The following is a 23,417-nucleotide window of genomic DNA, read 5'->3' on the forward strand; positions in this document are numbered from 1 at the left end:
CTCAGGCCTCGGCCACGGCCTGCTCGCCGTTGGCGATGCGCCGCATGAAATCGAGCTTCAGGAGGAGTTCCTCCATGCCCGTCTGATCCAGACGGTGCGTGTTGTGGGAGTTGTAATCCTCGCCGAGCGTGATGGACGTCTCCCCCTGTTCGACGAACTTGGCATAGTTGAGGTCGCGGCCATCGGGTGGGATCCGGTAGTAGCCCCCGAGATCCTCGGCGGCGGCTAGCTCTTCGCGGGTGAGCAGGGACTCGTACAGCTTCTCGCCGTGGCGGGTGCCGATCTCCCTGATTTCGTGATCCGGCCGCTTCATCAGGGCGAGGACCGCCTGGGCGAGGACCTTGATCGTCGCGGCCGGAGCCTTCTGGACGAAGATGTCGCCGTTCCGCCCATGGGCGAACGCGTACAGCACCAGCTCGACGGCATCCTCGAGCGTCATCATGAAGCGGGTCATGGCGGGGTCAGTGATGGTGATGGGCTGTCCCGCGAGGACCTGATCCACGAACAGGGGGATCACCGATCCGCGCGAGGCCATGACGTTTCCGTACCGCGTCCCGCAGATCACCGTGTCGGTCGCGTCCAGGTTGCGGGAGGTCGCCACCATGACCTTCTCCAGCATGGCCTTGGAGATGCCCATGGCATTGATCGGATAGACCGCCTTGTCGGTGCTCAGGCAGACCACCCGTTTGACCCCGGCGTCGATGGCGGCATCCAGGACGTTTTCAGTGCCGATGATGTTGGTCCGCACGGCCTCCATCGGGTGGAATTCGCAAGAGGGGACCTGCTTCAGGGCCGCGGCATGGAAGCAGAAATCGACTCCGCGCATGGCCGCTTTGACGCTCTTGGGGTTTCTGACGTCCCCGATGTAGAACTTCAGCTTCGGATCCTTGTAGCGCTTCCGCATGTCGTCCTGCTTCTTCTCGTCGCGGCTGAAGATCCGGATTTCGCGAAGATCGGAATGGATGAACCTGCGGAGCACCGCGTTGCCGAAGGAACCAGTTCCGCCGGTGATCAGGAGGGTGCGATCGTTGAACATGGGTGGGCCTTGTGGTTGTTCCGGATCGGGCGACATGTCGGGGTGAAGGGGGATCTAGGGCTTATTGAGTGTTCGAGCGATGAGGTCGTCCTTCGACGAGGGGGTGGGGTAGTTGATCAGCACCGCCCGGTAGGGTCCCTTGAAAACGAAGAGGCTACCAGCAGCCGCCCCCACCACGCCGCATGTCTCGAAGAGGCGGCCGAGGTCCTGCAAGGATCCGGCGCCCCCCAGGAAGGTCATGGGAATCTGGACGGCCTTTCGGATGGCCAGGGCCAGGTCGAGATCGTAGCCCTTGCCGACGCCGTCCCGGTCGACGGAGTTGATGACGATCTCGCCGGCGCCGAGGGACTCGACTTCCTGGGCCACCTCCACGGGGGACCGCCCCGTCCTGCGCTGGCCGTTGTGGGTCCATACCTCGTGCCCGCGGGCGCCAAGGGTCCGCGTATCCAGTACCACCACCACGCTCTGGGCGCCCACTTCCCCCGCGGCCTCCGAGATTAGGGCGGGGCGTTCCAGGGCCGCGGAGCTCATGGCGACCTTCTCGACGCCGAGTCCGATGATCCGGCGGGCCTGGTCGGCGGTCTTCACCCCCCCGCCGTAGCAGAGCGGCATCCGGCATTCGGCGGCCAGGTTCGCGATCAGCCTGAAGTCGGGTTCCGCCTGGTTTACGGTGGCATCAATGTCCAGCACCGTGAGTTCGTCAGTCTCCTTCTCGTTGAAGATCTTGACTGCGTTGATGGGGTCACCGACGTACTTCGGGTCCTTGAACTGAACTGTCTTGACAAGGCCCCCCCGGTGGACGAGCAGGCACGGGATGATCCGAGGGCGGAGCATCTTCAGAGTTCTCCGAAGTTCTTGAGAAGCTGCTGTCCGAAGTGGTGGCTCTTCTCGGGGTGGAACTGGACGCCGTAGATGTTGTCGTGATTGACGGCACAGTGGAAATCGAACCCGTAGGAGGCCTTGGCGGCCACATCGGTGGGCGCAGCGCACTCCATGTAGAAGGTGTGGAGGAAATAGAACCGGGCCTGATCCTCGAGCCCCCGGAAGAGGGGGTTCTCCTGTACGGCCACCACGTCGTTCCAGCCCATGTGGGGCAAGGGCAGGCCCGCCGACCGGGGATCAGAACGGAAGCTCCGGACCTGTCCTTCGATCCAGGAGAGGCCGGGACGGGATCCCTCCTCGCTGGATTTCGTTAGGATCTGCATGCCGACACAGACGCCGAGCACGGGGATGCGCTCCTTCAGGACCAGGTGGTCGAGGGTTTCGCGCATCCCGGACCGCTCCAGGCGCTCCATGGCATGGTCGAAGGCTCCGACCCCTGGCAGGATGATTCGCTCGGCTCCGCCCAGGTCGGCGGCCTCCCGCGCGAAGCGCACCTCCATGTTCAGCCGCTTGTAGACGTTAGCGAACGCGGAGATGTTGCCGAGCCCGTAATCGACGATCGTGATCATCGGATGATGGCCCGCTGGATGCCTAGGGCCCGCAGGACCTGCGTGCCGAAATCGATCAGGGCCATGCTGTTCTTGTAGTCCCGGTAGGTCTTGTTGGGACCGTCCATGATCTGCTGGAGCTCCGCGACGGTGAGGTCGAGCTTCGTGGCGATGTATTCGAAGTCCTGGGCGATGGTCTCTTCGCTGTAGGCCGGTTCGGAGATCTTCCGCAGCGCCTCTTCGCGGCTCAGCTGTCCGGTGAGGATCAGGCTCGAGAAGTGGGCCCGGCGCTTGTCGTAGCCGAATTTGCGGGGAAGCCAGAATCCTTCATAGAACCGCGTGAACCTGGACTCGTAGTGCTTGTGGGCGTATTTCTGCCACCCGAACCGGTCCACCAGCTCCTGCATAGCCTCCTCCTTGTGGAAGGGGACGCAGTTCAGGGGCTTGACCACCCTGACGCCCTTGATGAATCGGTAGTACAGCTTGTATTTGAAGATATCAGCCGTGGGGAACGTGGTCAGGGCCCGAGTTCCGTGGATCCGGTGGATGTCGAGCATCTGCTTGAGGTCAGAGGCGTGGTAGTGCCACTCCAGGGGTTCCCGGACGCATTCGGTGGAATAGTTCGCGCCCGTGAGGATGTATTTGAACCCGTGCTTGGCTGCGAAATTGTAGAGTCCCGCAAAGAAAGCGTGGTCCTGGGGCGTGTCGAGGTGGGGAACCTGCGCCTTGAAGAAGGCCAGCTGCAGGTCCTTCATCTCAAGCCAGTCGATGACCTCGGTGTGGAGATCCACCCCGAGTCCATCGACCAGCTTTTCGATGTTGTTGACGGCCTGCTGGGAGTTCCATCCGGCGTCCACGTGGAAGAGAAGGGGCCTGAGCCCCATCTTCTCCTTGGCCAGGTAGGTGACGTAGGAACTGTCCACACCGCCGCTGATTCCGATGAGGCAGTCATGGTCCTTGCCGCGGCCGTCCTTGCGGATCTGGTTGGCGATGGCGGCGAGTTCCTGCGCCCCCCGTTCGTCGGTGTGCCAGTGGGGCACGATGTTCCGGTGGTAGTTGTTGCAGTAGTCGCACCACCCGCGATCGTCGAACTGGATGTGGGCATCACTGGTATCCATGATGCAGTTCGAGCAGATCTGGTAAGTTCTGGAATTGTGACGGTTACTGTTCAACTGACACTCCGGAATATCGGTTCCAAACCCAGGGTGAGGACGATCGGGCGGGCTAGTTCCGCCGGGGCCGGGGCCGCCGCTCGCGGCGGGGCTCTTCGCCGCCTTCGCTGGCGGGCTCTTCTTCCATGCCTTCGGGCTTGGGGATGAGGGCCTTGCGGCTGAGCTTGATCTTGCCGCTCTTCTCGTCGATGCCGATGCACTTGACCATGACTTCCTGGCCTTCGGTCAGCTCATCGGCGGGCTCCTTCACGCGGTGGTGGGCGATCTCGCTGACGTGCAGCAGGCCGTCCAGGCCGGGGAGGATGGTGACGAAGGCGCCGAACTCGACCACTTTGGCCACCTTGCCCAGGTAGGTCTTGCCAACCTCGGCGGTCTGGATGAGGTCGCCGATCATCTTGAGGGCGATCTGTAGCTTCTCCTGGGTGGGGCCGGCGACCTGGCAGAGGCCGTCGTCGTCGATGTTCACCTCGCAGCCGCTCACCTCGATGATGTTGCGGATGGTGGCGCCGCCCTTGCCGATGACGTCGCGGATCTTCTCCTTGGGGAGCTGGATGCTGTGCATCTGCGGGGCGTTGCTGGCGAACTCGGCGCGGGGGGCGGCGAGCACCTTGCTCATCAGATCCAGCAGGTGCAGACGGCCGGCCTTGGCCTGATCCAGCGCCTTGGTGAGGATCTCGGTGGTGATGCCGCCGATCTTGATGTCCATCTGCAGGGCCGTGATCCCCTTCTCGGTGCCGGCGACCTTGAAGTCCATGTCACCGTAGTGGTCTTCCTGGCCGGCGATGTCGGACAGCACCACGAACTTGTCGCCATCGCTGACGAGGCCCATGGCCACGCCCGCCACCGGGGACTTGAGCTTGATGCCGGCGTCCATCAGGGCAAGGGTGCCGCCGCAGATGGTGGCCATGGAGGACGAGCCGTTGCTCTCGGTGATGTCAGACACCACGCGCACGGTGTAGGGGTTCTCCTCGGGAGTGGGGAACACGGCGAAGAGGCTGCGCTCGGCCAGCATGCCGTGGCCGATCTCGCGGCGGCCGGGCCCGCGGTTGGGCTTGCACTCGCCCACGCTGTAGCCGGGGAAGTTGTAGTGGAGGTAGAACTTCTTCTTGTACTCCTCCTCCAGCCCGTCGATGATCTGGGTGTTGTTGATGGTGCCCAGGGTGGTGGTGACCAGGGCCTGGGTCTCGCCGCGGGTGAAGAGGCAGCTGCCGTGGGCCGCGGGCAGGACGCCGATCTCGATGTTCAGGGGGCGGATCTGGTCGAACTTGCGGCCGTCCAGGCGCACGCCCTGCTTGAGGATGGCGTTGCGGAAGAGTGTCTCCTTCAGCTCGTCGAAGCAGGCGACCAGATCCTTCTTCAGCTCGGGCTTCTCGGTGCAGAACTGGGCGACGGCTTCCTTCTTGAGGAGGTCGATGGCCTTGTAGCTCTCGATCTTCACCTTCATGGTCAGCGCCGCGAAGAGCTTCTCGGCGAAGGCGGCGGCCACTTCCTTGTAGAGGGCCTCGTTGCGCTCGGCCTTGACGGCGGCGACCTTGGGCTTGCCCACCTTGGCCTGCAGATCCTTCTGCAGCTTCACGAGGGTCTTGATCTGCTCATGGCCGAAGGCGAGAGCCTTCACCATGTCGGCTTCCAGCACTTCCTTGGCGCCGCACTCCACCATCACCAGGGCGTCGGCGGTGCCGGCCACCAGCAGGTCGATGTCGCTGTCGGCGCGCTGCTCGACGGTGGGGTTCACCACCAGCTGGCCGTTGACGCGGCCCACGCGGACGCCGCCCACGGGGTTCACGAAGGGGATCTCGCTGATGATGAGGGCCGCGGAGGCGCCCACCATGGCGAGGGTCTCGGGGGCGTGCTGGCCGTCGTAGCTGAGCACCTGGGCGGTGATCATGGTGTCGCCGTTGTAGCCCTCTTCGAACAGGGGCCGCAGGGGGCGGTCGATGAGGCGGCTGGTGAGGGTTTCCTTGGTGGTGGGGCGGCCCTCGCGCTTGAACCAGCCGCCGGGGATCTTGCCGGCCGCCAGCACGGGCTCGCGGTAGTCCACGGTCAGGGGGAAGAAGTCGATGCCTTCCCGGGGGGTGCCGTAGCACACGGCCACGAGCACCATGGTGTCGCCCTGGCGGACGACGACGGCGCCGTGGGCCTGCTTGGCGATCCGGCCGGTCTCGATGCTGATGGGCGTGTCGCCCAGGTCCACCGAGACGGTCGTGGGGTTGAATTTCAATGCGTTCATGCAAGCTCCTGGGCCCTCGGGCCCACTGGGCTCCCCTGAGACCGGCTCTCGCGTCCGGATCTCCCGCGATCGCTCCATGAAACCCGTCCGCCGAATCCTGAGCCAGGAGGGGGAGGTGGGCTTCCTGCAGAGGTCGCCGCCGAAGGGAAGCAGGTGAAAATCGGCCTAGTCAGCATAGCACGGGGCTGCTGCTGCGCCGTCCCGGGCCTTCCGGCCATGAAGCCGACCCTGCTTTCGTGACGGGGCGCCGCGATCACGGGGCCGTCCGCCAGCGAGGCGCACCCACGGAAACCGGCTGGATTCGGGCGGGAACCCCTTGACCGGGCCCTGGTGGGGGCGAGTTTGTAGAGACCTGTCACAGGCAATTCACTTCCTCCGGGGACGCTACCATGCAAAAATTGCTTTCGAAATTGCCCTCAACCCGGACCTGCCCTGACACGTCCTAGGTTATATGCCGGCAACCTGCAGAGGATGATGTGATACCCACCTGGAGCGAAGCGATCCTCGGGGGCGCGATGGGACTCGCGCTCTCTGCGGCTTTGATCCGCTGGGTGGGGCCCCTGGGGTGGATGGACCGCCCCGACGCCTTGCGGAAGAAGCATGCGCGGCCCACGCCCCGGACCGCAGGCATGGTGCTCTGGCTGTTGCTCATCGCCGCCCAGGCCACCGGCCGGATGCCCATCCGCCTGGACGCCGTCGACTGGGCTGGCGTCCATATCATGGCCTTGGTCGGCATGCTGGATGACCGGTTCGACCTGAGGGCCCGGTACAAGGCCCTGGGTGGCTTGGCCGTGGCGGTCATGCTGGCGTTCCATGTGGCCTACTCCATGGGTCGCGCCGTGGATCAGGTGTCCTTCCTCGGGGTGAGCCTGCCCAGCCACCCCGTGGTCCTCGTTCCGGTGCTCCTGCTGTGGTTCTGGTCCCTGCCCCAGGCTTACAACCTCATTGACGGCATCAATGGCCTGTCCATGGGCTTTGCCGCCCTTCTGCTGGGTGTGCTGGGCTGGAATCTCAAAGCGCAGCCGACCCTCCTCTGGGGCGGGCTGGCCGCGGTGCTGGCGCTGAACTTCCCCAAGGCCCGCCACTTCATGGGGGACTGCGGGGCCCTCCTGATGGGCACCTTCTTCGCCATCCTGGGGGTGGAGGCCTTCGCCCTGAAGGATCCCAACCTCCTCCTGTGGGTGTTCGCCTATCCCACCGTGGATGTCCTGATGGTGGTGAGCATCCGCCAGTGGAAGGGGTTGCCCCTCGGAGAGGCGGACCGCAACCACCTCCACCACTGGATGATGGACCGCCTGAAGGGGCGCTCCTGGTTCGCCACCCCCGTCCTGCTGACGGTCGCCGGGCTGCCCATGCTGCACGCCACGGACCTCCCCGGGCAGGAGGTGATCTCGTTCCTGGGCCTCGGCCTTCTGGTGGCGCTGGCCATGAGGGCGTTCAAGGACCGCGTGACCACCAGGGCCGCGGAGGTCGCGACGACCCAGGTCCGGCGAGAGATCCCCTTCGTGGTGTCCGGAAGCATCCGCGAGGTCTCCGGCTCCCACCCCAAGCTCTGAGCGGCCGGTTGCATCGCCCCGGGCATGCGGGCCTCGGGCATACTCGATCATCATGCCTTCTGCCGCTTCGGAGGGGAGTGGTCCCCCTCCCAGGAGCTCCCAACCGATAGGACTGTCCAGATGCGCGTACCGCCCCTCCGCCACCTCCTGCCCCTGGTTGCCACGACAGCCCTCTTCGCCCAGCTCCCCCAGGGACTGGACCTGCAGGCCCTGAAGCAGGCGGCCTCGGCCCAGGGAGTCACCGGGGCGGCGGACACCGTGCCGACGCGAACCTCGGCCCTTCCCGCCACGACGGTCACTCCGGAGGAGAGCGCCCGCCAGCGCAGCGAGGACGAGAAGCTGGACGACGAGATCCGGGCCCTGAAGCGTCGGGAGAAGGGCGCCCTCCGGTTCGGGGCCGACCTGTTCCAGGTGCGCCAGCGCGGCTCTGCGGCCACGGAAGGGGGCATCGCCGAGGACTACGTGCTGGGCACCGGCGATCGGCTGAACCTCAACGTCTTCGGCAGCGCGACCTTCGATCTCCCGGTGCAGGTGGATGGCCGCGGCGAGATCGTGATCCCCAAAGTGGGCACCGCCAAGGTGGGCGGCCTGACGCTCGGCAAGGCCAAGGCGGCCGTGCAGGGCCTGGTGAGCCGGAACTTCTCGCGCTCCTCCGTGGATCTCCAGGTGATCAAGCTCCGCGAGGTGCGGGTCTTCGTCCTGGGCGAGGTCTACAAGCCCGGCAGCTACCTGGTGTCGAGCCTCAGCTCCCTGGTGAACGTCCTCGGCCTGGCCGGCGGCCCCACGGCCGTGGGCAGCTACCGGGACATCCGCGTGATGCGGGGCGGCCGACAGGTGGCGGGCCTGGATCTGTATCCCCTGCGGGCCGAAGGCCTGGGCAACCCCAACGTGGCCCTCCAGAACGGCGACACGCTCTTCGTGCCCCTGGCGCAGAACCAGGTATGGCTGGAGGGGGCCTTCCAGCGGGTGGTGTCGGCCCTGGCGGAACCGCCGAAGAAGGGCGACCTGCCCTCGGCGGAGGAGCTGGCTCTGGATCCACTGAAGGATCAGCGGGACCGGATCCAGCGGGAGATCAAGGCCATCGAGGCCCAGCTGGGGCCCCACGCGGAGCCGGTCCTGGCCCAGGAAGATACCGGGCGGGAGGGCCGCGAGGCTTCGGCCCTCCATGCCACCCAGGCTCCCGCGGTCCTCAGCCTGACCGAACGGGCCAACCTGGAGGACCGTCTCTATGTCCTGAAGCGGCAGCTGGTCGCTCTCAAGGAGGCGCCGGCGGGGGACCACCGGGTCCGCCTCAACCCCGAGACGAACCAGCCGATCCTGCTGGCGGATGCCGATGGGACGAAGCCCGAGTGGCTGCGTCGCTGGGAGCAGACCGGGGCAGCCCCGCGCATGCAGTTCGAGCTTCGTGCCGATGAGACCGCGGCGGACGCCCTCCGCTTCGCGGGCGGCTTCGCCCCCGAGGCGGGTCCCGGCACCCTGACCCTGCGGCGCCTGGACGCCTCCGGCGTCCTCAGTGGCCAGGACGTGCCCCTGGAGGCGGCGGCGCGGCTGCCCCTGCAGCGCGGGGATGTGCTGTCGGCCCTGCCGCGCCGGGAGCGCACCGGCCCCGTGGTCCAGATCTCCGGCTGGGCGCGGGTGCCCGGCACCTTCGCCCGCACCGAGGGGCTGAAGGTGGGCGATCTGCTGCGCCGGGATTCGCAGGTGCTGCCGGATACCTACCGGGCCCGGGGCGAGGTGGTGCGGACGTCCATGGACGGCACCACGCGGTTCCTGGCCTTCGACGTGGACCGGGCCCTGGCGGGCGAGCCCACCCACAACGTGCTCCTGGAGGACCGGGACCGCGTCGAGCTGTTCCGCCTGGATGAGCTGCGCCTGCCCCGGCTGGTCACCGTGCTGGGGCCGGTGGCCCGGCCCGGGACCTACCGCTTCCATGAAGGCATGCGGGCCTCGGACCTGATCTTCCGGGCCGGGGTGCCGGAGAAATCCGCCGACCGCCTGGTGGCGGAGCTGGCCCGCAGCAAGGACGGCAAGCCCAGCGAGGTGATCCGCCTGGACCTGGCGAAGCTGCTCTCCACGGAGGCCGCCAGCCCCATCGCCCTGCTGGATGACACCGTGAACCCCCGCATCCAGGTGGACGACCAGCTGAGCCTCTTCGAGAAACCCGACTACAAGGTGCATCGCGCCGTGCGGATCACGGGCCAGGTGGTCCGGCCCGGGACCTACACCCTGGATTCGGACCACTCGCGGCTGTCCGAGGTGATCCGGAGGGCCGGTGGGCTCACGCCGGAGGCCATGCCCCAGGCGGGCATCTTCCTGCGGCGCATGAGCACCCAGGACGCCTCCCTCCAGCGGGCCGCCGAGGAATCCGGCCTGGTGGGGAAGGACCCCACGGCCAAGGGCATCAACGAGATCCTCGAGCGCCTGAATGAGACCAAGCGCCAGCCTCTCACCGGTCAGCTGCTGAAGAACCCCCTGCTGCACGGCCTGCTGTCGGGCAGCTTGAACCGCATGGTGGTGGACTTCGGGGGCGCCCTGAAGGGGGACAACCTGGCGGATGTGGACCTGCAGGATGGGGACGAGATCATCATCCCCCGGGCTTCGGAGGCCGCGTACGTGGTGGGCGAGACCGCCAGCCCCTTCGCCACCTACAAGGTGCGGAAGGGCATGAAGGTGGCCGACCTGCTCAAGCTGGCGGGGGGCACCACGCGCAACGCCGACACCTCGAACATCCGCCTGCTCAAGGCCGACGGCCGCATCCTTGATTCCTGGATCGACGGCAAGGCCGTGGAGCCCGGCGACACGGTGCTGGTGCCCCAGCGCTTCCGCCGTGACAGCAGCTGGCAGGAGAACCTCCAGGCCCTGACGCCGCTGGCCCTGATCCTGAACGCGGTGAAGTAGGCTGGCCGCTGATAGAATGAAAGGCCCCGCCAGCGCGGGGCCTTTTTCATCGTGAGTGCCATGATCCTGCGCAAAGAATACTGGTTCGAAGCCGCCCATTTCATCTACAACCACCCGGGCAAGTGCCGCAACCTGCACGGCCACAGCTACAAGCTGTTCGTGCTGCTGGAGGGCACGGTGAACCCGGAGACGGGCATGATCATCGACTTCGACGACCTCTCGAAGGTGGTGGTGGAGCAGGTGATCTCGAAGCTCGACCACCGCTTCCTCAACGACCTGATCCCCCTGTCCACGGCCGAGAACATCTCCGTGTGGATCTGGGAGCAGCTCAAGCCCGCACTGCCCCAGCTCTGCCAGATCGAAGTGTACGAGACCAGCGACAATTGCGTGATCTACCGCGGAGCGTGAGGTCAGGCAGTACTCACGCTGACAAAAAGAAGATTTAGCCGGGGATTCACGGGGATTGAGATCAGGGTGAAGTGCCCCATCGTTTCATCCCCGCCCATCCCCGTGCATCCCCGGCCAAACCAGTCTTTGCTTTATTGATGACATGGCCACGACCATTGCTTTTTGAGCGGAGATCCGTACGCGTCCACTCGTTCATCGTTCGATTGCCCCGGCAAATGATGTCTCAGCTTCGATCCCGGCCCAGCCGCCTCACTTCGACCTTGGGTGACCCGAAGTTCAAGAGCAGGCAGGTCTGCAGCCCAGTCGCCGCGAGATAGTTCAACGCCTGGGCTACGTGGGCATCGCTCAAAGTCCGGCAGGCTTTCAACTCCACGAGGATTCGGTCTTCCACAAGAAGATCGGCGATGAAATCCCCTACCAGGATCCCGTCGTACCAGACTTCAACGCTTTTTTGGGCCTGCACCTTCAGGCCAGATTTCCGAAGTTCGTGGAGCAGAGCATTTTCATAGACCTTCTCCAGAAACCCCGGTCTGAGCGTATGTGCCACCTTGAAGGCGCAACCGATGATTTGTTCAGAGATGGGGTCATCCAGCATGGTGGGCTCCAGAATCCTGTCATCGGGTGAATGAAAGATTCATTTTGCCGGGGATGGGCGGGAATTGGCGGGGATGGAAGGGATGCGGCTGTGACAATTGGGGGGGAGCTGCACCTTTACCATGGCTGTTCCCGCACCTCACCCAGTGCTTCAAGGCCATCGAGGTGAGATAAATTCAATTCGTGATGCGGTGGTACCGGAGGGATGATGCGATTCAAGCAATGGATCTCAAGGGTTTTGAGTGGTGCGCAGGATGCCTCCAGGCTCCTTCGCATTTCTGGTGCCTCTGCGGCGATTCTGCTCCTGGCCGGCTGCGATGCCATCAATCCCGCCCTGCAGTACCAGGAGGCGGCCCGCCAGCTGCGCTTCTCGCTGGACCGTGTGGAACCCCAGCTGGAGTTGGCCTTCCCGCTGGAACAGTCGCGCCTGCGCCTGCGCCTGGATGTGGGCGTGGACAATCCCACGGACCAGCGCCTGCGCACCCGCCGCGTGCGCGGGGACCTGCGCCTGGCCGCGCAGGGCGGGGACCACCCCCTCGGAGCCATCGGCTTCCCGGAGGGCATGGATCTGGCGCCGAGGGGCCGCAGCACCCTGCACACCGAAGTGGTGCTGAGCTACGCCGACCTGAAGAGCGCCTGGGGACCCCTCACCGCCGCCGCCTCCCGCCGCGAACCCGCCACCTGGAGTCTCAACGGCGAGGCCCGCTTCGAGGTCATGGGCATCGAGTTCGGCGTGCCCTTCCGCACCTCGAAGGCCTCCGGGCGATGACCTTCGGGGCCGCATGATCCGAGCAGTCGTCTTCGACCTCTGGAACACGCTGGTCTTCAGCCCGGCGGGCAGCCCGTTCCAGCGCCTGAAGGGCCTGCTGAAGCCGGAGCAGGAGCATCTGCACCCGGCCCTCATGCGGGATGGCATGATCCGCCCCTACGCGTCGGTGGAGGCCTTCCTGGAAGCCTGGCGGGAGCCTGCGGGACTCGATCCGGAGCAGCTGGAGGCCATGGCCCTGGCCTTCCGGGAGGCGGGCGAGCAGGCGGAGTGCTTTCCCGGCGCGCCGGAGACCGTGGCCGCCGTGCGCGACCTGGCGCGGGTGGCGCTGCTGTCCAACACCCAGAGCTTCGGCCTGGAGCTGCTGGACCGCCTGGGCATCTCCGAGCGCATCCGCCTGCAGCACCGCAGCGCCGATCTGGGCGCCCTCAAGCCCGAAGCCGCGGCCTACGAGGCCGTGCAGCGCCGGCTGGGCCTCTTCCCCGGCAACCTGGCCATGGTGGGCGACAGCTGGACCGACGATGTGCTGGGCGCGCTCGCCGTGGGCTGGACCGCCATCTGGGTGAACCGCGATGCCAAGCCGAGACCCGACCACGACCCGGACGCCCCCCTCTACGAGGTGCGAAGCCTGGACCGTGTCCCCGAGCTCATCGAGAACCTCCAGCTGGGGATGCGCTGTCCCACCTGCCTGGGGTGAAGCTCAGGCGGTGGCGCTGTTCTGGCCGGAGAGCTGCACATCCATCACCACGGCATGCCGCGGGGCATCCTGGCGCTCGATCCACTGGACGCGGGCGCCGAGGAGGCGGGCCAGCTGCATGAGGCCTTCCCGGGCTTCCTGGTGCAGGGCGCCGGACAGGTCGGGATGCAGGGTCAGGCGCACGTCGGCGCCGCTCAGCCGCTCGCCCTGGCGCACCAGCTCGCGGTAGGCCTTCAGCAGCGACGTCTCCGGGCTCGGGTGGCGGCCCGTGCCGTTGCAGGCGGGGCAGGGCTGGGTGAGCTGGCGTTCCAGCGAGGGGCCCGTGCGCTTGCGGGTGAGCTCCACCAGGCCGAACTCGGAGATGCCGCCGGCCCGGGCGTGGTTGCGGTCCCGCTTCAGCTCCTCCTGGAGCCGCGCCAGCACTTCGTCCCGGTGGGCCGAATCCACCATGTCGATGAAGTCGATGACCACGATGCCGCCCAGGTTGCGCAGGCGCAGCTGCCGCACGATCTCGGGGATGGCCTCCAGGTTGGTGAGGTAGACCGTCTCCTCCAGATCCTTCTTCCCCACGAACTTGCCGGTGTTCACGTCCACGCTGACCAGGGCTTCGGTCTGGTTCAGCACGATGGAGCCGCCGTGCTTGAGGAAGACCTTGGGCTGGCGCGCCGCCTCGATCTCCACCTCGATGCCGAAGGCCTCGAAGATGGGCAGGTCCGAGGTGAAGTGCTTCACCCGGTTGGCCCACTCGGGATGCAGCTTCTCCACGAAGGCCAGCACCTCCCGGTAGGCGTCGGGATCGTCCACCCAGAAGCTGGAGACCTCCTCGCGGAAGATGTCGCGCAGCACCTTCTGGAGCAGGCGCAGGTCGTGCCAGACCAGGCCCGGCGCGGGCACGGTCTCGGCCTTGGCCTGGATCTCCTGCCAGGCCTGGCGGAGGAAGGCCACGTCGCCCACCAGGTCCTCGTCCTTCTCGCCGATGGCGGCGGTGCGGACGATGAAGCCCTCGCCCGGCTGGGCATGGCTGCGGATGAGCTCGCGCAGGCGCTCGCGCTCCTCGGGATCGGTGATCTTGCGGGAGATGCCGATGTGGTCGATGCCCGGCATGAAGACCAGGAAACGGCCGGGGAAGCTCAGGTGGCGCGAGAGCCGCGGCCCCTTGGAGCCGATGGGGTCCTTCACCACCTGCACCAGGGTCTCCTCACCCTCCTTGAGGGGGGGCAGGGGCGGCGGTGGGGGCGGCAGGTCCTCGGCGGCCTCCTCGCCCTCCTCTTCGGCGGACAGGTCGGTCCCCAGGCGCTGGGCCACGGGATCGTCCAGGTAGAGGAAGCCGTCCTTGGCGCCTCCGATGCCCACGAAGGCGCTCTGCATGCCGGGAAGCAGCTTGGCCACCCGGCCCTTGTACACATCCCCCACCTGGCTCTTGTTCATCGTCCGCTCGAGGAACAGCTCGCAGAGCTGGCCGTTCTCAAGCAGGGCGATGCGCGTCTCCAGGGGGGTCGAATTGACCACCAGGGACTTGCGGACTTCCATGGAACCAACCTTTCAGAACTGTGCAGGGGAGCGCCGTGCCCCGACTGCGGGCCCCAGGGCCGTCCCAGGCCGAAGGGTAGGTCATTTCTACCATGACCCTAGGATGCCGCGCCAACGGTCGAAGGTTCCGCCATCGGCGAAATCGGTGGCGAAAAAGCGCTTCAGTCCGTGAACGCCGCCACGCAGAGGGGGGTCCGCTCCTGGCGCCGGCGCTCGGTGATGCGGTTGCGCTCGTCCACGAAGACCACCTTGGGGGCCACGGTCTCGGCCTCCTCGGCGGTCATCCAGCCGTAGGCGGCGATGATCACCAGGTCGCCCTTCTGGACCAGGTGGGCGGCGGCCCCATTGATGCCCACCTCGCCCGAGCCCGGAATCCCCGGGATCACATAGGTGGACAGGCGCGACCCGTTGGTCACGTCGTAGATGTCGATCTTCTCGTTCTCCATGAAGCCGGCGGCCTCGATGAGCAACGGATCGAGCGTGATCGACCCCACGTAGTCCAGATCGGCCCTCGTCACGGTGGCGCGATGGATCTTACCGAGCAGGAAGTGGCGCAGCATGCATCCTCCGGTCCAGGCTCCGTCGGGAGTCCCGGCCAACGCATAAGAATGGACCCAGGTGTACCCCGGGTCCATCCTCGATTTTCACCTAGTCAAATCACGGTCAGTTGAAGAGCACCACGTGGAGGTCCACGCCCAGCCGGGGCGGGGCCACCGGTGGCGGGGCCACGGGCAGCCGGAAGGCGCCCTCCAGGTCCAGGCGGGCCCGGGGGTCGCGGATCTGGCGCAGCACCCAGCGGCCATCGAGGAAGACATAGCAGCGGGAGGGATCGCCGGGCACCAGGGCCACGTAGCGGCGGGTGTCGCCCGGGCGCCAGTAGCCGTCCATCCAGGCCGGGGCCCGGTAGCGGCGGTGCCCGCGGTCGCCCTGGTCGTCATCATCGCGCTCGTAGCGGTGGCGCTCGTACTTGCGCGCCTCCTTGTCCCTCTCCTTCCAGTACTTGCGTTCGGCCTTGTCGCGTTCCTTCCAGTACTTCCGGTCATCCTTGCGGTCCTCGCGCCGGTCATCCCGGCGCTCCTCCCGCTCCCCGCCGCGACCGCGGCGTTCGTCGTCGGGGCGGGCGGTGGCGGGCAGGGCTGACAGGGCGAAGGCGGCCACGAGGCCGGCACTCAGCAAACGGCGGAACATGGAGCCTCCTTGTTCAGTTGAAGAGCACCACATGGAGGTCCACGCCGATCCGGGGCAGGGGCACCGGTGGCGGCACGGGGGCCAACCGCAGGGTGTCGCGGACCTCGGCCTGGAGGCCCACGTTGAACCCCTGGCGGAGCTCCCAGCGGCCGTCGATCAGGAAGTAGGCGCGGTCCGTGTGGCGGGGATCCACGGCGATGTAGGGATGCTCGGGGATCCGGGGGCCGAACTTCTTGGCCAGGCCCGGGGGCATGCCGCCCTTCTTGGCCAGGCCGGGGGGCACCCCATCACCGCCACGGGCCTGCCCCGGCGGGCCCCCTTTGCCGTGCTTGTCATGGCCGCGGCCCTGGGGCATGGCGATCATGGCGGCGGAGAGCAGGATCGGGACGAGCATGAAACCTCCCGGAATGGGCCCGCCGGGCCTTGCCTGGCGGGACCCGGCCATTCTAACCCCCGGCCCGGGCGGACGCCCCCAACCATCGGAGGAGGTACGGGTAGTCCAGAAGGTGGTGTTCCTTCTGGGGAGGCTGTTGCCGCTGTGAAACCTGCTAGGCGCTCTGGCCCGCCAGGCCGGGCGAGGGGGACAGCAGCACGTTGTCGATGAGGCGGGTGCTGCCCACGTAGGCGGCCACGCACAGGACCGCCGAGCGGTCCACCGGGCCCTGGAGGGGCTCCAGGGTCTGGGCGTCCACCAGCTCCAGGTACTGGATGGAGTCCGCCCCCGTCATGAGCGTCCGCGCCAGCGCGACCAGCTTCACCGGCTCCAGTTCCCCCTCGTCGAAGGCCGCCTTCGCGGCCAGCAGGCCCTGGCTGAGGGTCAGGGCCCGCTGCCGGGCCTCCTCGTCCAGGTAGGTGTTGCGGCTGCTCAGGGCCAGGCCGTCCGCCTCCCGCACCGTGGGCACCACCACCACGTCCACGGGCAGGTTCAGGTCCCGGGCCATGCGGCGGATCACCGCAGTCTGCTGGAAGTCCTTCTGGCCGAAGAAGGCCAGGTCCGGCTGCACGATGTTGAAGAGCTTCGCCACCACCGTGGCCACCCCCCGGAAGTGGCCGGGCCGGTAGCGCCCGCAGAGCGTGTCGGCCAGGTGGCCGGGCTCCACGTGGGTCTGGAAGCCCGTGGGGTAGATCTCGGCGACCTCCGGAAGGAACAGCACCGTGGCGCCGGTCTCCAGGCAGAGGTTCTGGTCCCGCTCCAAGTCCCGGGGGTAGCTGGCCAGGTCCTCGCCGGGGCCGAACTGGTTCGGATTCACGAAGATGGATACCACCGTGGCGTCGCAGCGGGCGGCGCTCTGGCGGATGAGGGCCCCGTGGCCCTCGTGGAGGAACCCCATGGTGGGGACGAAGCCGATGCGCTTGCCCTCGTCCCGCAAGGGCCTCAGGAGAGAACGGAGATCAGCGATGGTGCGGACGACACGCATGGACAAAAACGGAATCCTTCAGAAAGCGCCTGTCAGTTTACCAAGGGCGCAATCAGGGGTGCCACTGGGTCAGAACCGGACGAACAGCTTCTGGAAGGGTATAGGATTCCCGGCCGTCGGGGAACCCTCCGGAGCGCACATCCTCGGCCCAGAGGGCCAAGGCGTCTCGCAGGTCTTGGAATCCTTCGGCATAACGCCGCACGAATTTCGGGGAAGAACCGGGCAGCAGGCCCAGCACGTCGTGGATGACCAGCACCTGGCCCGAGCACTGGGGGCCGGCCCCGATGCCGATGGTGGGGATCTCGACGGTTTCCGTCACCTTGGCCGCCAGGTCGGCGGGGATGCCCTCCAGCACCATGCTGAAGCAGCCCGCCTCCTGCAGCTTCTGGGCGTCCTCCAGCAGGCGCAGGGCGTCGCCCTTGTGCTTGCCCTGCACCTTGAAGCCGCCCATGGGGTTCACGCTCTGGGGGGTGAGGCCCAGGTGGCCCATGACGGGGATCTCGGCGTCGATGAGGGCATGGATCATGGGCAGGCGCTTGGCCCCGCCCTCGAGCTTCACAGCCTGGGCCCCGCGCTGGAGGAAGCCCCCGGCGTTCCGCAGGGTGTCCTCCACGCTCAGGTGGAAGCTCAGGTAGGGCATGTCCGCCACCAGCATGGCCGTGGGCTGGGTGCGGGCCACGGCCTCCAGGTGGTGGTTCATCATGGCCATGCTGACGGGCAGGGTGTTCTCGAAGCCCAGGCACACGTTCCCCACGCTGTCGCCCACGAGGATGATGTCCACCCCGGCGGCGTCCGCGATGCGGGCCGTCACGGCGTCGTAGGCCGTGGTCATCACGAGCTTCCGTCCTGCGTGGTGCCAGGTGTGCAGCTGGGGAAGGGTGACGCGGGGGCGCGCGTCCGCAGGCAGGTGGCTCATGGGGTCTCCGCTGGAAGGTCGAAGCCGTGGGCCTCTATGAAACCACCAAATGGCGGAAGGAGGATGGACAGGATTAAAAACCTGATTAACAGGATTTAGACATAGATGGTTATATTCCAGAGAACATCTGCAGCCCTGATTCTGACTCTGAAAAAAACCCTGATCCGGTGGCACTGAAATCAGGCGTTTTTGGAACTTTGTTGACCCTATTCCGGTTTTTTCACTCGCCTTCGGGCACGGCGGGCAGGTTCATCTGGGTGGGGGTCCAGTCCTGGAGGGGGTCGGCGCGGTCGGGGAGGACCCAGCGGAGGCCGGCGGCTTCGACGGTCTGGCGGAAGCGGTGCAGGTCCTCGCGGCCCAGGAAGGCCGTGCCCTGGGACTCGGGCAGGCGGGACCAGAGTTCCTGGAAGCTGGGGAAGGCGTCCTGCAGGCGGGCCTTGGCGCCCAGCTTCTCGCCGCGCTGGAGCAGGAGCTGCGCCCCCTCGGTGCTGGCCTCCACCACCTGGGCCGGGAACTGCAGGTCCCGGCCGGCGGCCAGGACCTCGCTCCAGGCGTGCAGTGCCTCCTCCGCCACGGCCTCGGTGGACGGCACCGTGGACAGCAGCAGGGCGTGGGCCCGGTGCCACTCCAGGTCCAGCCAGCGGGAGCCGGCGCCCTCCACCGGACCCTTCAGGTTCTCGAGGATGGCCCAGCCCTGCTCCGGCGCCTCCTGCCGGGCGCGCTGGGACTCCCGCGCCAGGGCCTGGGCCAGGCGGAGCTGGGCCAGGCGATGCCGCCAGAGCATGCCCGAGGCCTCGAACTGGTCCGCGGCGGCCTTGAGGAGCCGGGCCGCGTCCCGCCAGGCCCCGCGGAACCGGGCCACCTCGCCCTGCAGCATGGTGTGGTCGCCCTGCTCCTCCGGCGCCAGGAGCGTCCGGCTGGCGCCCACGGCCTGGAACTGCGCGTGGTCCGCCGCCACCGGATCGCCCATGGCCGCGAAGGTGCGGGCCCGCCAGATCTGGATCATGGCCACCTGGGCGGCGTCCCCCAGGCGCTGGGCCTGGCCCAGGGCGCGGTCGAGGTGGGTGCTGGCGGGGGCCAGGAACTGCTGGAGGCTGCGCACGGTGCCGAGGGCCAGGTGGCACTGGCACTGGAGGCCCAGGTCGCCCTGCATGCGGGCGGTCTGGAGGGCCTCCTGCAGCAGGGCGATGCAGGGCTCGGCCTGGCCCTGGCCGAGGCGCACCTGGGCCAGGGCGATCTGGGCGGGCACCAGGCCGCGGAAATCCTGACCGTGCTCGAGCAGGCGCCGGGCCGATTCGAGGAGATCCGCCGCGCGCTGGAACTGCCCCTGGGCGCCCAGGGCTCGGCCCAGGGCCGTGAGCAGGGCGGCCTGGTCCTGGGGCTGGGGTCGGCCGCCGCCACTCTGGCCTTGGGGATGCAGGCCCTCCTCCAGGGCGCGGATCCCCTTGGTCAGGTGGCCCTGGAGCAGGTGGAGCTGGCCCAGGGCCAGCCGCAGCCGGGGCTGCTCGGGGTGCAGGGGGTGGTCCTTCAGGCGCTCGGCGGCGGCCATGACGGGCTCCTGGGCCTCGGCGGGCCGGCGGAGCTGGAGCAGGAGCATGGCCCGCTTCCGCAGCACCCGGGCCTCGGCCAGGCGGACGCCCTCGTGGAAGGCGGCCCGGCCCAGGGCCTCGAGCGCGTGCTCGAGGGCCACCAGGGCGCGCTCCGCGACGGAGGGCGCGGAGCCTTGCCCTTCGGCGGGGGGCGCCTGGGAGCCCGCGGCCCAGGCATCCGCCAGATGCTCGTGCAGGCGGGCCTCGTCCCAGGGGCGGGGCTGGAGCTGGAGGGCCTGCTCCACCATGCGCTGGGCCTCCTGGGGCGGCGCGGGCGGGTGGTGGTCGAGGGCCTCCAGCACGGTGGCCAGGGCGGTGGCCTCGTCCGAGGCCAGGGCCTGGAGCGTGACGGAGTGGGCCACGGGGCCGCCCTGCTCCTGGATCACGGCCAGGAGGGCGCGGGCCAGCCGCTTGAGCTCGGCCTGGGGCGTGTGGGCCAGCACCAGCTCCCGCCAGCGGGGATCCGGCAGCAGGGCCTGGCCGCCCTGCAGCTGCACCAGCCGCGAGCCCAGGGCGCCCTGCTGGGCGTCCTCCAGCGCATCGCCCGCGAGCCCCAGGAGGCGGCCGAGAGAGCTGGAGGGCATGGGCCGCTCGGCCAGGGCCAGCAGGCGCACCAGGGTGGCCGCCGCGGGCGTCAGGCGCTGAAGGCGGCCCAGGAAGACCTGCTGCACCAGGTCGGCTTCGGCCTTCAGGGTGGTGGGCCGGCCGGGGGCGAGGGTCCAGTGGTCCTGCTCCCAGCCCAGGGCGCCCTCCTGCTGGGCCAGCTCGAGGAAGTTCCGCAGCAGGCCGGGGTTGCCGAGGCTCTGGGTGAGCAGGTCCGCCACGTAGGCGTCCGGCAGGGCGTGGCGGCCCAGCAGGTCATCCAGGATGTGGCGCAGGTCCTCGTCCTCCAGGCGGTTGACGCCCACCAGGGCGGCGGCGGCCTCCTGGCGCAGGTCGGCAATGAGGGGCTTCAGCCCGGCGCCCTGGGCCCCGGTGGTGAGGGAGAGCAGCCAGGGCAGCTCCGAGCGGTGGACCAGCTCCCGCACCAGGGCCAGCACCTCGGGGGTGGCGCGCTCCAGATCCGAGAGGTGGATGAGGCGGGGATGCAGGAGGCGGGCGAAGTCCAGGGCCTCGAGGGCGGCCTTCACCTCCTCGGGCTCGGGGCCGGCCTCCTGGCGGTTCAGGTGGCGGCCGCCGGTGAGGAAGGCGAAGGCCTGCATCCGCAGGGACAGGGCCCGGGCGGCCTCGGGGCGCTGGGCGTAGAGGTCCGCCTCGCTGCCCGCCAGCAGGGCCTCCAGCAGCCGGCCCAGGAACCGCCCGGCGGGTTCCTCCGTGGAGGCCTCCAAGTGGTGCACCCAGATGCCTTCGCCCTCGGCCACGGCGCAGGCCCAGGCGGCCAGGTGGGCCTTGCCGACGCCCTCCTCGCCCTGGAGGAGGACGATGCGCTCCATGGGGATGGGGGCGTTGAGGCCGAGCATGAGGGACTTGAGGTAGGGCAGCTCCTGGACCCGTCCGCGGAGCGGCCGGGCGATGAGCTCGGACAGGTCCCGGGCGTGGGTCCAGGGCAGGTCCTCGGCCAGGGCGGGCGTGGGCACCGTGGCGGGCAGGAGGGCCGTGAGCCCGGGCAGGCCCCAGGGGGCATCGCCCAGGGTCCGGGGGATCTGGGTGAGGCCGGGCCGGAAGGTGAGGGCCTCGGGATGGAGGAAGCGGGGGTGGAGGTCGCGCTCCAGCTGCCGCGCCAGGTGGGCGACCAGGGCCTGGCGCTGGGCGGGGCCCCAGCCGGGCCAGAGGCGGGCGAGGGGCGTGCCCTGGAGGGCCTGGAGGTGCCAGGCCTGCTCGCCGTCGAAGCCGAAGTGGCCGATGACCGGATCGAGGGGATCGGCGTCGAGGAAGCGGGCGAGGAAGGTGTCGCGCAGCTGGTCGAGCTCGCGGTCCGGGGGCAGGGGCGACCAGAGCTGGGCGAGGAAGCGGGCGCCGTCGAGCTCCCGCCGCAGCAGCTGGAAGGTGCAGCCCGGCCCCTGGCCCAGGTCCATGAGCCAGGTGTACCGGTGCGTCCCGAGAAAGCGCGTCACATCCACGGATGCGGCTTTCGCGCGGGTTCAGCGGGACGGAGGGGCATGGCCGAGAGTGTACCCGGCACCTAGCGGCTGAAGAAGGGATCCAGGATGACGGCCGCGGTGAGGACGAGGGCGAAGAGGTTGATGTTCATGAAGACGCGGCGGTAGAGGGGGGCGTCCTGGCCCTCCTTCAGCAGCGGCAGGGAGCCGGCGATGAGCCAGGCGGCGCCGAGGCCCAGCATGATCTCCGCCGGCCAGGACACCAGCACCCGGAAGATGGGGAGCAGGCCGCAGGCGGCGGCGGTGCCGCAGGTCCAGGTGAAGGTCAGCCGCGACAGGCGCGCCCGGCCGAAGACCGAGACCAGCGTGGGGAAGCCCGCCTTCTCATAGCCCTCGGCATGGAGGCCCACCAGCAGCCAGAAGTGCGGCACCTGCCAGATGAAGAAGACGAAGGCCAGGGCCAGGACCGAGGGATGCGCCACGCTGCCGCCCGCGGCGGTCCAGCCGATGGCCGGGGGCAGGGCCCCGATGAGCGAGCCCGGCACCACGGCGAAGGCACTGAGGCGCTTCAGGGGCGTGTAGAAGCCGTTGTACCAGCCCAGGGCCAGGGCCCCCAGCAGGGCCGAGGTGAGGTTGTGGGCCGTCAGCAGGACCAGGAAACCGGATACGGCCAGGATCACCGCCACGAGGGCGGCCCGGCCTGCGGAGATGTCGCCGTGGGGGATGGGCCGGCCCGCCGTGCGGGGCATCATGGCGTCGTAGCGCCGCTCCTGCACCTCATTGAGGGCGCTGGAGCCCATGGCCAGGAGCAGGATGCCGATGAGGGTCGTGATCAGCCCGGCGTCCGCCCCACGAAGGAAGGCCACATAGCCCGCCGCCGCCGTGAAGGTGGAGGCCCCGGAGATGCGCAGCTTGGTCAGCTCGAGGAAAGTCGAGACTGGGCTGGGCTTGGACAGGGGGAGGGCGGCCACGCTCAAGAGGATGCTCCTAGTTCAAGGTCTTGATGTAGCGCACGACCTCGTTGAGTTCCTGTTCCGTCATCGGCGTCCGGGGCATGGCGGGCGGATAGCCGCGCACCACCTGGTCCATGGGGTTGGTGATGGCCCGGCGCAGGTAGGGTTCGTCCACGGTGACGGCGCGCGCGGTGCCGGCCACGAGGACCTCCTGCTGCCGGCCGAAGAGGGCCTTGAGCGTGGGGCCCACCTTGGGCTTGCCGTCCACGGAGTGGCAGGCGAGGCAGCCCTTGGCAGTCAGCACGGCGAGGCCGGGCGGCAGGTCCTTGAGGTCCGGGTGGGCCTCGGCGGTGCGGATGGCCTTGCCGGGTTCGGGAGCATCCTCGCCGCCGAAGTACCAGGCCTTGAACTCGTCCTCGGGCACCACGATGACCTTGCTCAGCATCAGGCTGTGGTCCACGCCGCAGATGACCGTGCACTCGATGTCGTACGAGCCCAGCTTGGTGGCCTGGAACCAGGTGGTGTTGGTGCGGGCGGGCACGGCATCGATCTTCAGGCGGAACGAGGGGATGAAGAACCCGTGCACCACGTCGGCGCTGTGGACGTCCATCTTCATGGGCTTGTTGATGGGGGCGAAGAGGACCTTGCTCTTCTTGCCGTTGGGGTATTCGAAGGACCAGCTCCACTGGCGGGCGGTGACGTTCACGACCATGGCGTCCCGGGGGGCCTGGCGCATGTACTCGTAGTTGGTCCAGCCGTAGTAGAAGATCGACAGGAACAGCACGAGGGGGATGCTGGTCCACAGGATCTCGAGGCCCAGGTGGCCCTCGATCTGCTCGGCGACCGGGTGGCGCTTCTTGCTGTAGCGCACCACGAAATAGATCATCAGCGCCGTGATGAAGATGAGGAACGCGACGGAGAGGCCGAACACGTAGAAGAAGACCGCATCGGACTTCTGGGCCGAAAGGGCGGCTTGATTCATCCAGTCCATGGGTGC

General features: G+C 68.1%; 20 protein-coding genes. 5 read left to right on the forward strand and 15 right to left on the reverse strand.

The genetic code is table 11. From position 1 onward, the window contains the following. Window position 1: 1 nt before the first annotated feature. From QSJ30_RS00245 to pnp, 5 genes are read right to left on the reverse strand one after another with little or no spacing between them, the layout of a single operon-like run. Entirely contained in the window at window positions 2-1,036 is a 1,035-nt protein-coding gene (locus QSJ30_RS00245; protein WP_285605771.1) for a polysaccharide biosynthesis protein, read from the reverse strand. A gap of 54 nt (window positions 1,037-1,090) precedes the next feature. Beyond that, window positions 1,091-1,870, reverse strand: coding sequence for an AglZ/HisF2 family acetamidino modification protein (locus QSJ30_RS00250; protein WP_285605772.1), 780 nt, complete (start codon window positions 1,868-1,870; stop codon window positions 1,091-1,093). Window positions 1,871-1,872: 2 nt separating this feature from the next. Further along, window positions 1,873-2,487, reverse strand: a complete 615-nt coding sequence (gene hisH / locus QSJ30_RS00255) for an imidazole glycerol phosphate synthase subunit HisH (protein ID WP_285605773.1) — start codon at window positions 2,485-2,487, stop codon at window positions 1,873-1,875. Next, complete coding sequence (locus tag QSJ30_RS00260; RefSeq protein WP_285605774.1) at window positions 2,484-3,638, reverse strand: N-acetyl sugar amidotransferase; 1,155 nt, start codon at window positions 3,636-3,638, stop codon at window positions 2,484-2,486. Before QSJ30_RS00260 ends, hisH begins: the two co-directional genes overlap by 4 nt. Window positions 3,639-3,690: 52 nt before the next feature. After that, complete coding sequence (gene pnp, locus QSJ30_RS00265) at window positions 3,691-5,868, reverse strand: polyribonucleotide nucleotidyltransferase (protein ID WP_285605775.1); 2,178 nt, start codon at window positions 5,866-5,868, stop codon at window positions 3,691-3,693. A 515-nt stretch (window positions 5,869-6,383) separates the two neighbouring features. On the opposite strand from pnp, the gene QSJ30_RS00270 reads away from it, so the two are divergent. The 3 genes from QSJ30_RS00270 (at window position 6,384) to queD (ending at window position 10,730) form a co-directional block, all read left to right on the forward strand. After that, window positions 6,384-7,424, forward strand: coding sequence for a glycosyltransferase family 4 protein (locus tag QSJ30_RS00270; protein ID WP_285605776.1), 1,041 nt, complete (start codon window positions 6,384-6,386; stop codon window positions 7,422-7,424). A gap of 120 nt (window positions 7,425-7,544) precedes the next feature. Further along, window positions 7,545-10,322: an SLBB domain-containing protein gene (locus QSJ30_RS00275; RefSeq protein WP_285605777.1), complete on the forward strand. Its 2,778-nt coding sequence runs from the start codon at window positions 7,545-7,547 to the stop codon at window positions 10,320-10,322. A 60-nt stretch (window positions 10,323-10,382) separates the two neighbouring features. Further along, entirely contained in the window at window positions 10,383-10,730 is a 348-nt protein-coding gene (gene queD / locus QSJ30_RS00280) for a 6-carboxytetrahydropterin synthase QueD (RefSeq protein WP_285605778.1), read from the forward strand. Window positions 10,731-10,953: 223 nt separating this feature from the next. Here the strand turns inward: queD and QSJ30_RS00285 are convergent, their stop codons facing one another. Next, window positions 10,954-11,325, reverse strand: a complete 372-nt coding sequence (locus QSJ30_RS00285; protein ID WP_285605779.1) for a GxxExxY protein — start codon at window positions 11,323-11,325, stop codon at window positions 10,954-10,956. 207 nt (window positions 11,326-11,532) lie between these two features. Here QSJ30_RS00285 and QSJ30_RS00290 point away from each other — a divergent pair, with 207 nt between their 5' ends. Together QSJ30_RS00290 and QSJ30_RS00295 are read left to right on the forward strand one after the other, a co-directional pair. Beyond that, window positions 11,533-12,093, forward strand: a complete 561-nt coding sequence (locus tag QSJ30_RS00290) for an LEA/WHy family protein (protein WP_285605780.1) — start codon at window positions 11,533-11,535, stop codon at window positions 12,091-12,093. 13 nt (window positions 12,094-12,106) lie between these two features. Continuing rightward, complete coding sequence (locus QSJ30_RS00295) at window positions 12,107-12,787, forward strand: HAD family hydrolase (RefSeq protein WP_285605781.1); 681 nt, start codon at window positions 12,107-12,109, stop codon at window positions 12,785-12,787. Between the two features lie 3 nt (window positions 12,788-12,790). Here QSJ30_RS00295 and QSJ30_RS00300 read toward each other — a convergent pair whose 3' ends face one another. The 9 genes from QSJ30_RS00300 to coxB all read right to left on the reverse strand — a co-directional run bounded on the left by QSJ30_RS00300 (window position 12,791) and on the right by coxB (window position 23,411). Next, window positions 12,791-14,317 carry an Rne/Rng family ribonuclease gene (locus QSJ30_RS00300; protein ID WP_285605782.1) on the reverse strand — a complete coding sequence of 509 codons (1,527 nt, stop codon included), beginning with the start codon at window positions 14,315-14,317 and terminating at the stop codon, window positions 12,791-12,793. A 161-nt stretch (window positions 14,318-14,478) separates the two neighbouring features. Continuing rightward, complete coding sequence (gene panD / locus QSJ30_RS00305) at window positions 14,479-14,877, reverse strand: aspartate 1-decarboxylase (RefSeq protein WP_285605783.1); 399 nt, start codon at window positions 14,875-14,877, stop codon at window positions 14,479-14,481. A 103-nt stretch (window positions 14,878-14,980) separates the two neighbouring features. After that, window positions 14,981-15,505, reverse strand: coding sequence for a hypothetical protein (locus tag QSJ30_RS00310; protein ID WP_285605784.1), 525 nt, complete (start codon window positions 15,503-15,505; stop codon window positions 14,981-14,983). Between the two features lie 13 nt (window positions 15,506-15,518). After that, a complete protein-coding gene (locus QSJ30_RS00315; RefSeq protein WP_285605785.1) occupies window positions 15,519-15,899 on the reverse strand; it encodes a hypothetical protein in 381 nt (126 codons plus the stop codon). Between the two features lie 154 nt (window positions 15,900-16,053). Continuing rightward, window positions 16,054-16,923: a pantoate--beta-alanine ligase gene (panC, locus tag QSJ30_RS00320; protein ID WP_285605786.1), complete on the reverse strand. Its 870-nt coding sequence runs from the start codon at window positions 16,921-16,923 to the stop codon at window positions 16,054-16,056. Between the two features lie 52 nt (window positions 16,924-16,975). Then, entirely contained in the window at window positions 16,976-17,839 is an 864-nt protein-coding gene (gene panB, locus QSJ30_RS00325) for a 3-methyl-2-oxobutanoate hydroxymethyltransferase (RefSeq protein ID WP_285605787.1), read from the reverse strand. 220 nt (window positions 17,840-18,059) lie between these two features. Beyond that, the gene (locus tag QSJ30_RS00330) at window positions 18,060-21,488 is read right to left on the reverse strand and encodes an ATP-binding protein (protein ID WP_285605788.1); all 3,429 of its coding nucleotides are present in this window, start codon (window positions 21,486-21,488) and stop codon (window positions 18,060-18,062) included. A gap of 62 nt (window positions 21,489-21,550) precedes the next feature. Then, window positions 21,551-22,438, reverse strand: coding sequence for a protoheme IX farnesyltransferase (locus tag QSJ30_RS00335; RefSeq protein ID WP_285605789.1), 888 nt, complete (start codon window positions 22,436-22,438; stop codon window positions 21,551-21,553). Between the two features lie 16 nt (window positions 22,439-22,454). Then, window positions 22,455-23,411: a cytochrome c oxidase subunit II gene (gene coxB, locus QSJ30_RS00340; protein WP_285605790.1), complete on the reverse strand. Its 957-nt coding sequence runs from the start codon at window positions 23,409-23,411 to the stop codon at window positions 22,455-22,457. Window positions 23,412-23,417 lie beyond the last annotated feature (6 nt).

The sequence above is a fragment of the Geothrix edaphica genome (genome assembly GCF_030268045.1).
GTDB lineage: Bacteria > Acidobacteriota > Holophagae > Holophagales > Holophagaceae > Geothrix > Geothrix edaphica.

Bases quoted from the DNA above. Each gene is read 5' to 3' on its own strand.
- pnp (WP_285605775.1), bottom strand. From the start codon at position 5,868: ATGAACGCATTGAAATTCAACCCCACGACCGTCTCGGTGGACCTGGGC.
- QSJ30_RS00290 (WP_285605780.1), top strand. From the start codon at position 11,533: ATGCGATTCAAGCAATGGATCTCAAGGGTTTTGAGTGGTGCGCAGGAT.
- coxB (WP_285605790.1), bottom strand. From the start codon at position 23,411: ATGGACTGGATGAATCAAGCCGCCCTTTCGGCCCAGAAGTCCGATGCG.
- panC (WP_285605786.1), bottom strand. From the start codon at position 16,923: ATGCGTGTCGTCCGCACCATCGCTGATCTCCGTTCTCTCCTGAGGCCC.
- QSJ30_RS00285 (WP_285605779.1), bottom strand. From the start codon at position 11,325: ATGCTGGATGACCCCATCTCTGAACAAATCATCGGTTGCGCCTTCAAG.
- panD (WP_285605783.1), bottom strand. From the start codon at position 14,877: ATGCTGCGCCACTTCCTGCTCGGTAAGATCCATCGCGCCACCGTGACG.
- QSJ30_RS00250 (WP_285605772.1), bottom strand. From the start codon at position 1,870: ATGCTCCGCCCTCGGATCATCCCGTGCCTGCTCGTCCACCGGGGGGGC.
- QSJ30_RS00295 (WP_285605781.1), top strand. From the start codon at position 12,107: ATGATCCGAGCAGTCGTCTTCGACCTCTGGAACACGCTGGTCTTCAGC.
- QSJ30_RS00300 (WP_285605782.1), bottom strand. From the start codon at position 14,317: ATGGAAGTCCGCAAGTCCCTGGTGGTCAATTCGACCCCCCTGGAGACG.
- QSJ30_RS00270 (WP_285605776.1), top strand. From the start codon at position 6,384: ATGGGACTCGCGCTCTCTGCGGCTTTGATCCGCTGGGTGGGGCCCCTG.
- QSJ30_RS00315 (WP_285605785.1), bottom strand. From the start codon at position 15,899: ATGCTCGTCCCGATCCTGCTCTCCGCCGCCATGATCGCCATGCCCCAG.
- hisH (WP_285605773.1), bottom strand. From the start codon at position 2,487: ATGATCACGATCGTCGATTACGGGCTCGGCAACATCTCCGCGTTCGCT.
- QSJ30_RS00245 (WP_285605771.1), bottom strand. From the start codon at position 1,036: ATGTTCAACGATCGCACCCTCCTGATCACCGGCGGAACTGGTTCCTTC.
- queD (WP_285605778.1), top strand. From the start codon at position 10,383: ATGATCCTGCGCAAAGAATACTGGTTCGAAGCCGCCCATTTCATCTAC.
- panB (WP_285605787.1), bottom strand. From the start codon at position 17,839: ATGAGCCACCTGCCTGCGGACGCGCGCCCCCGCGTCACCCTTCCCCAG.
- QSJ30_RS00275 (WP_285605777.1), top strand. From the start codon at position 7,545: ATGCGCGTACCGCCCCTCCGCCACCTCCTGCCCCTGGTTGCCACGACA.
- QSJ30_RS00310 (WP_285605784.1), bottom strand. From the start codon at position 15,505: ATGTTCCGCCGTTTGCTGAGTGCCGGCCTCGTGGCCGCCTTCGCCCTG.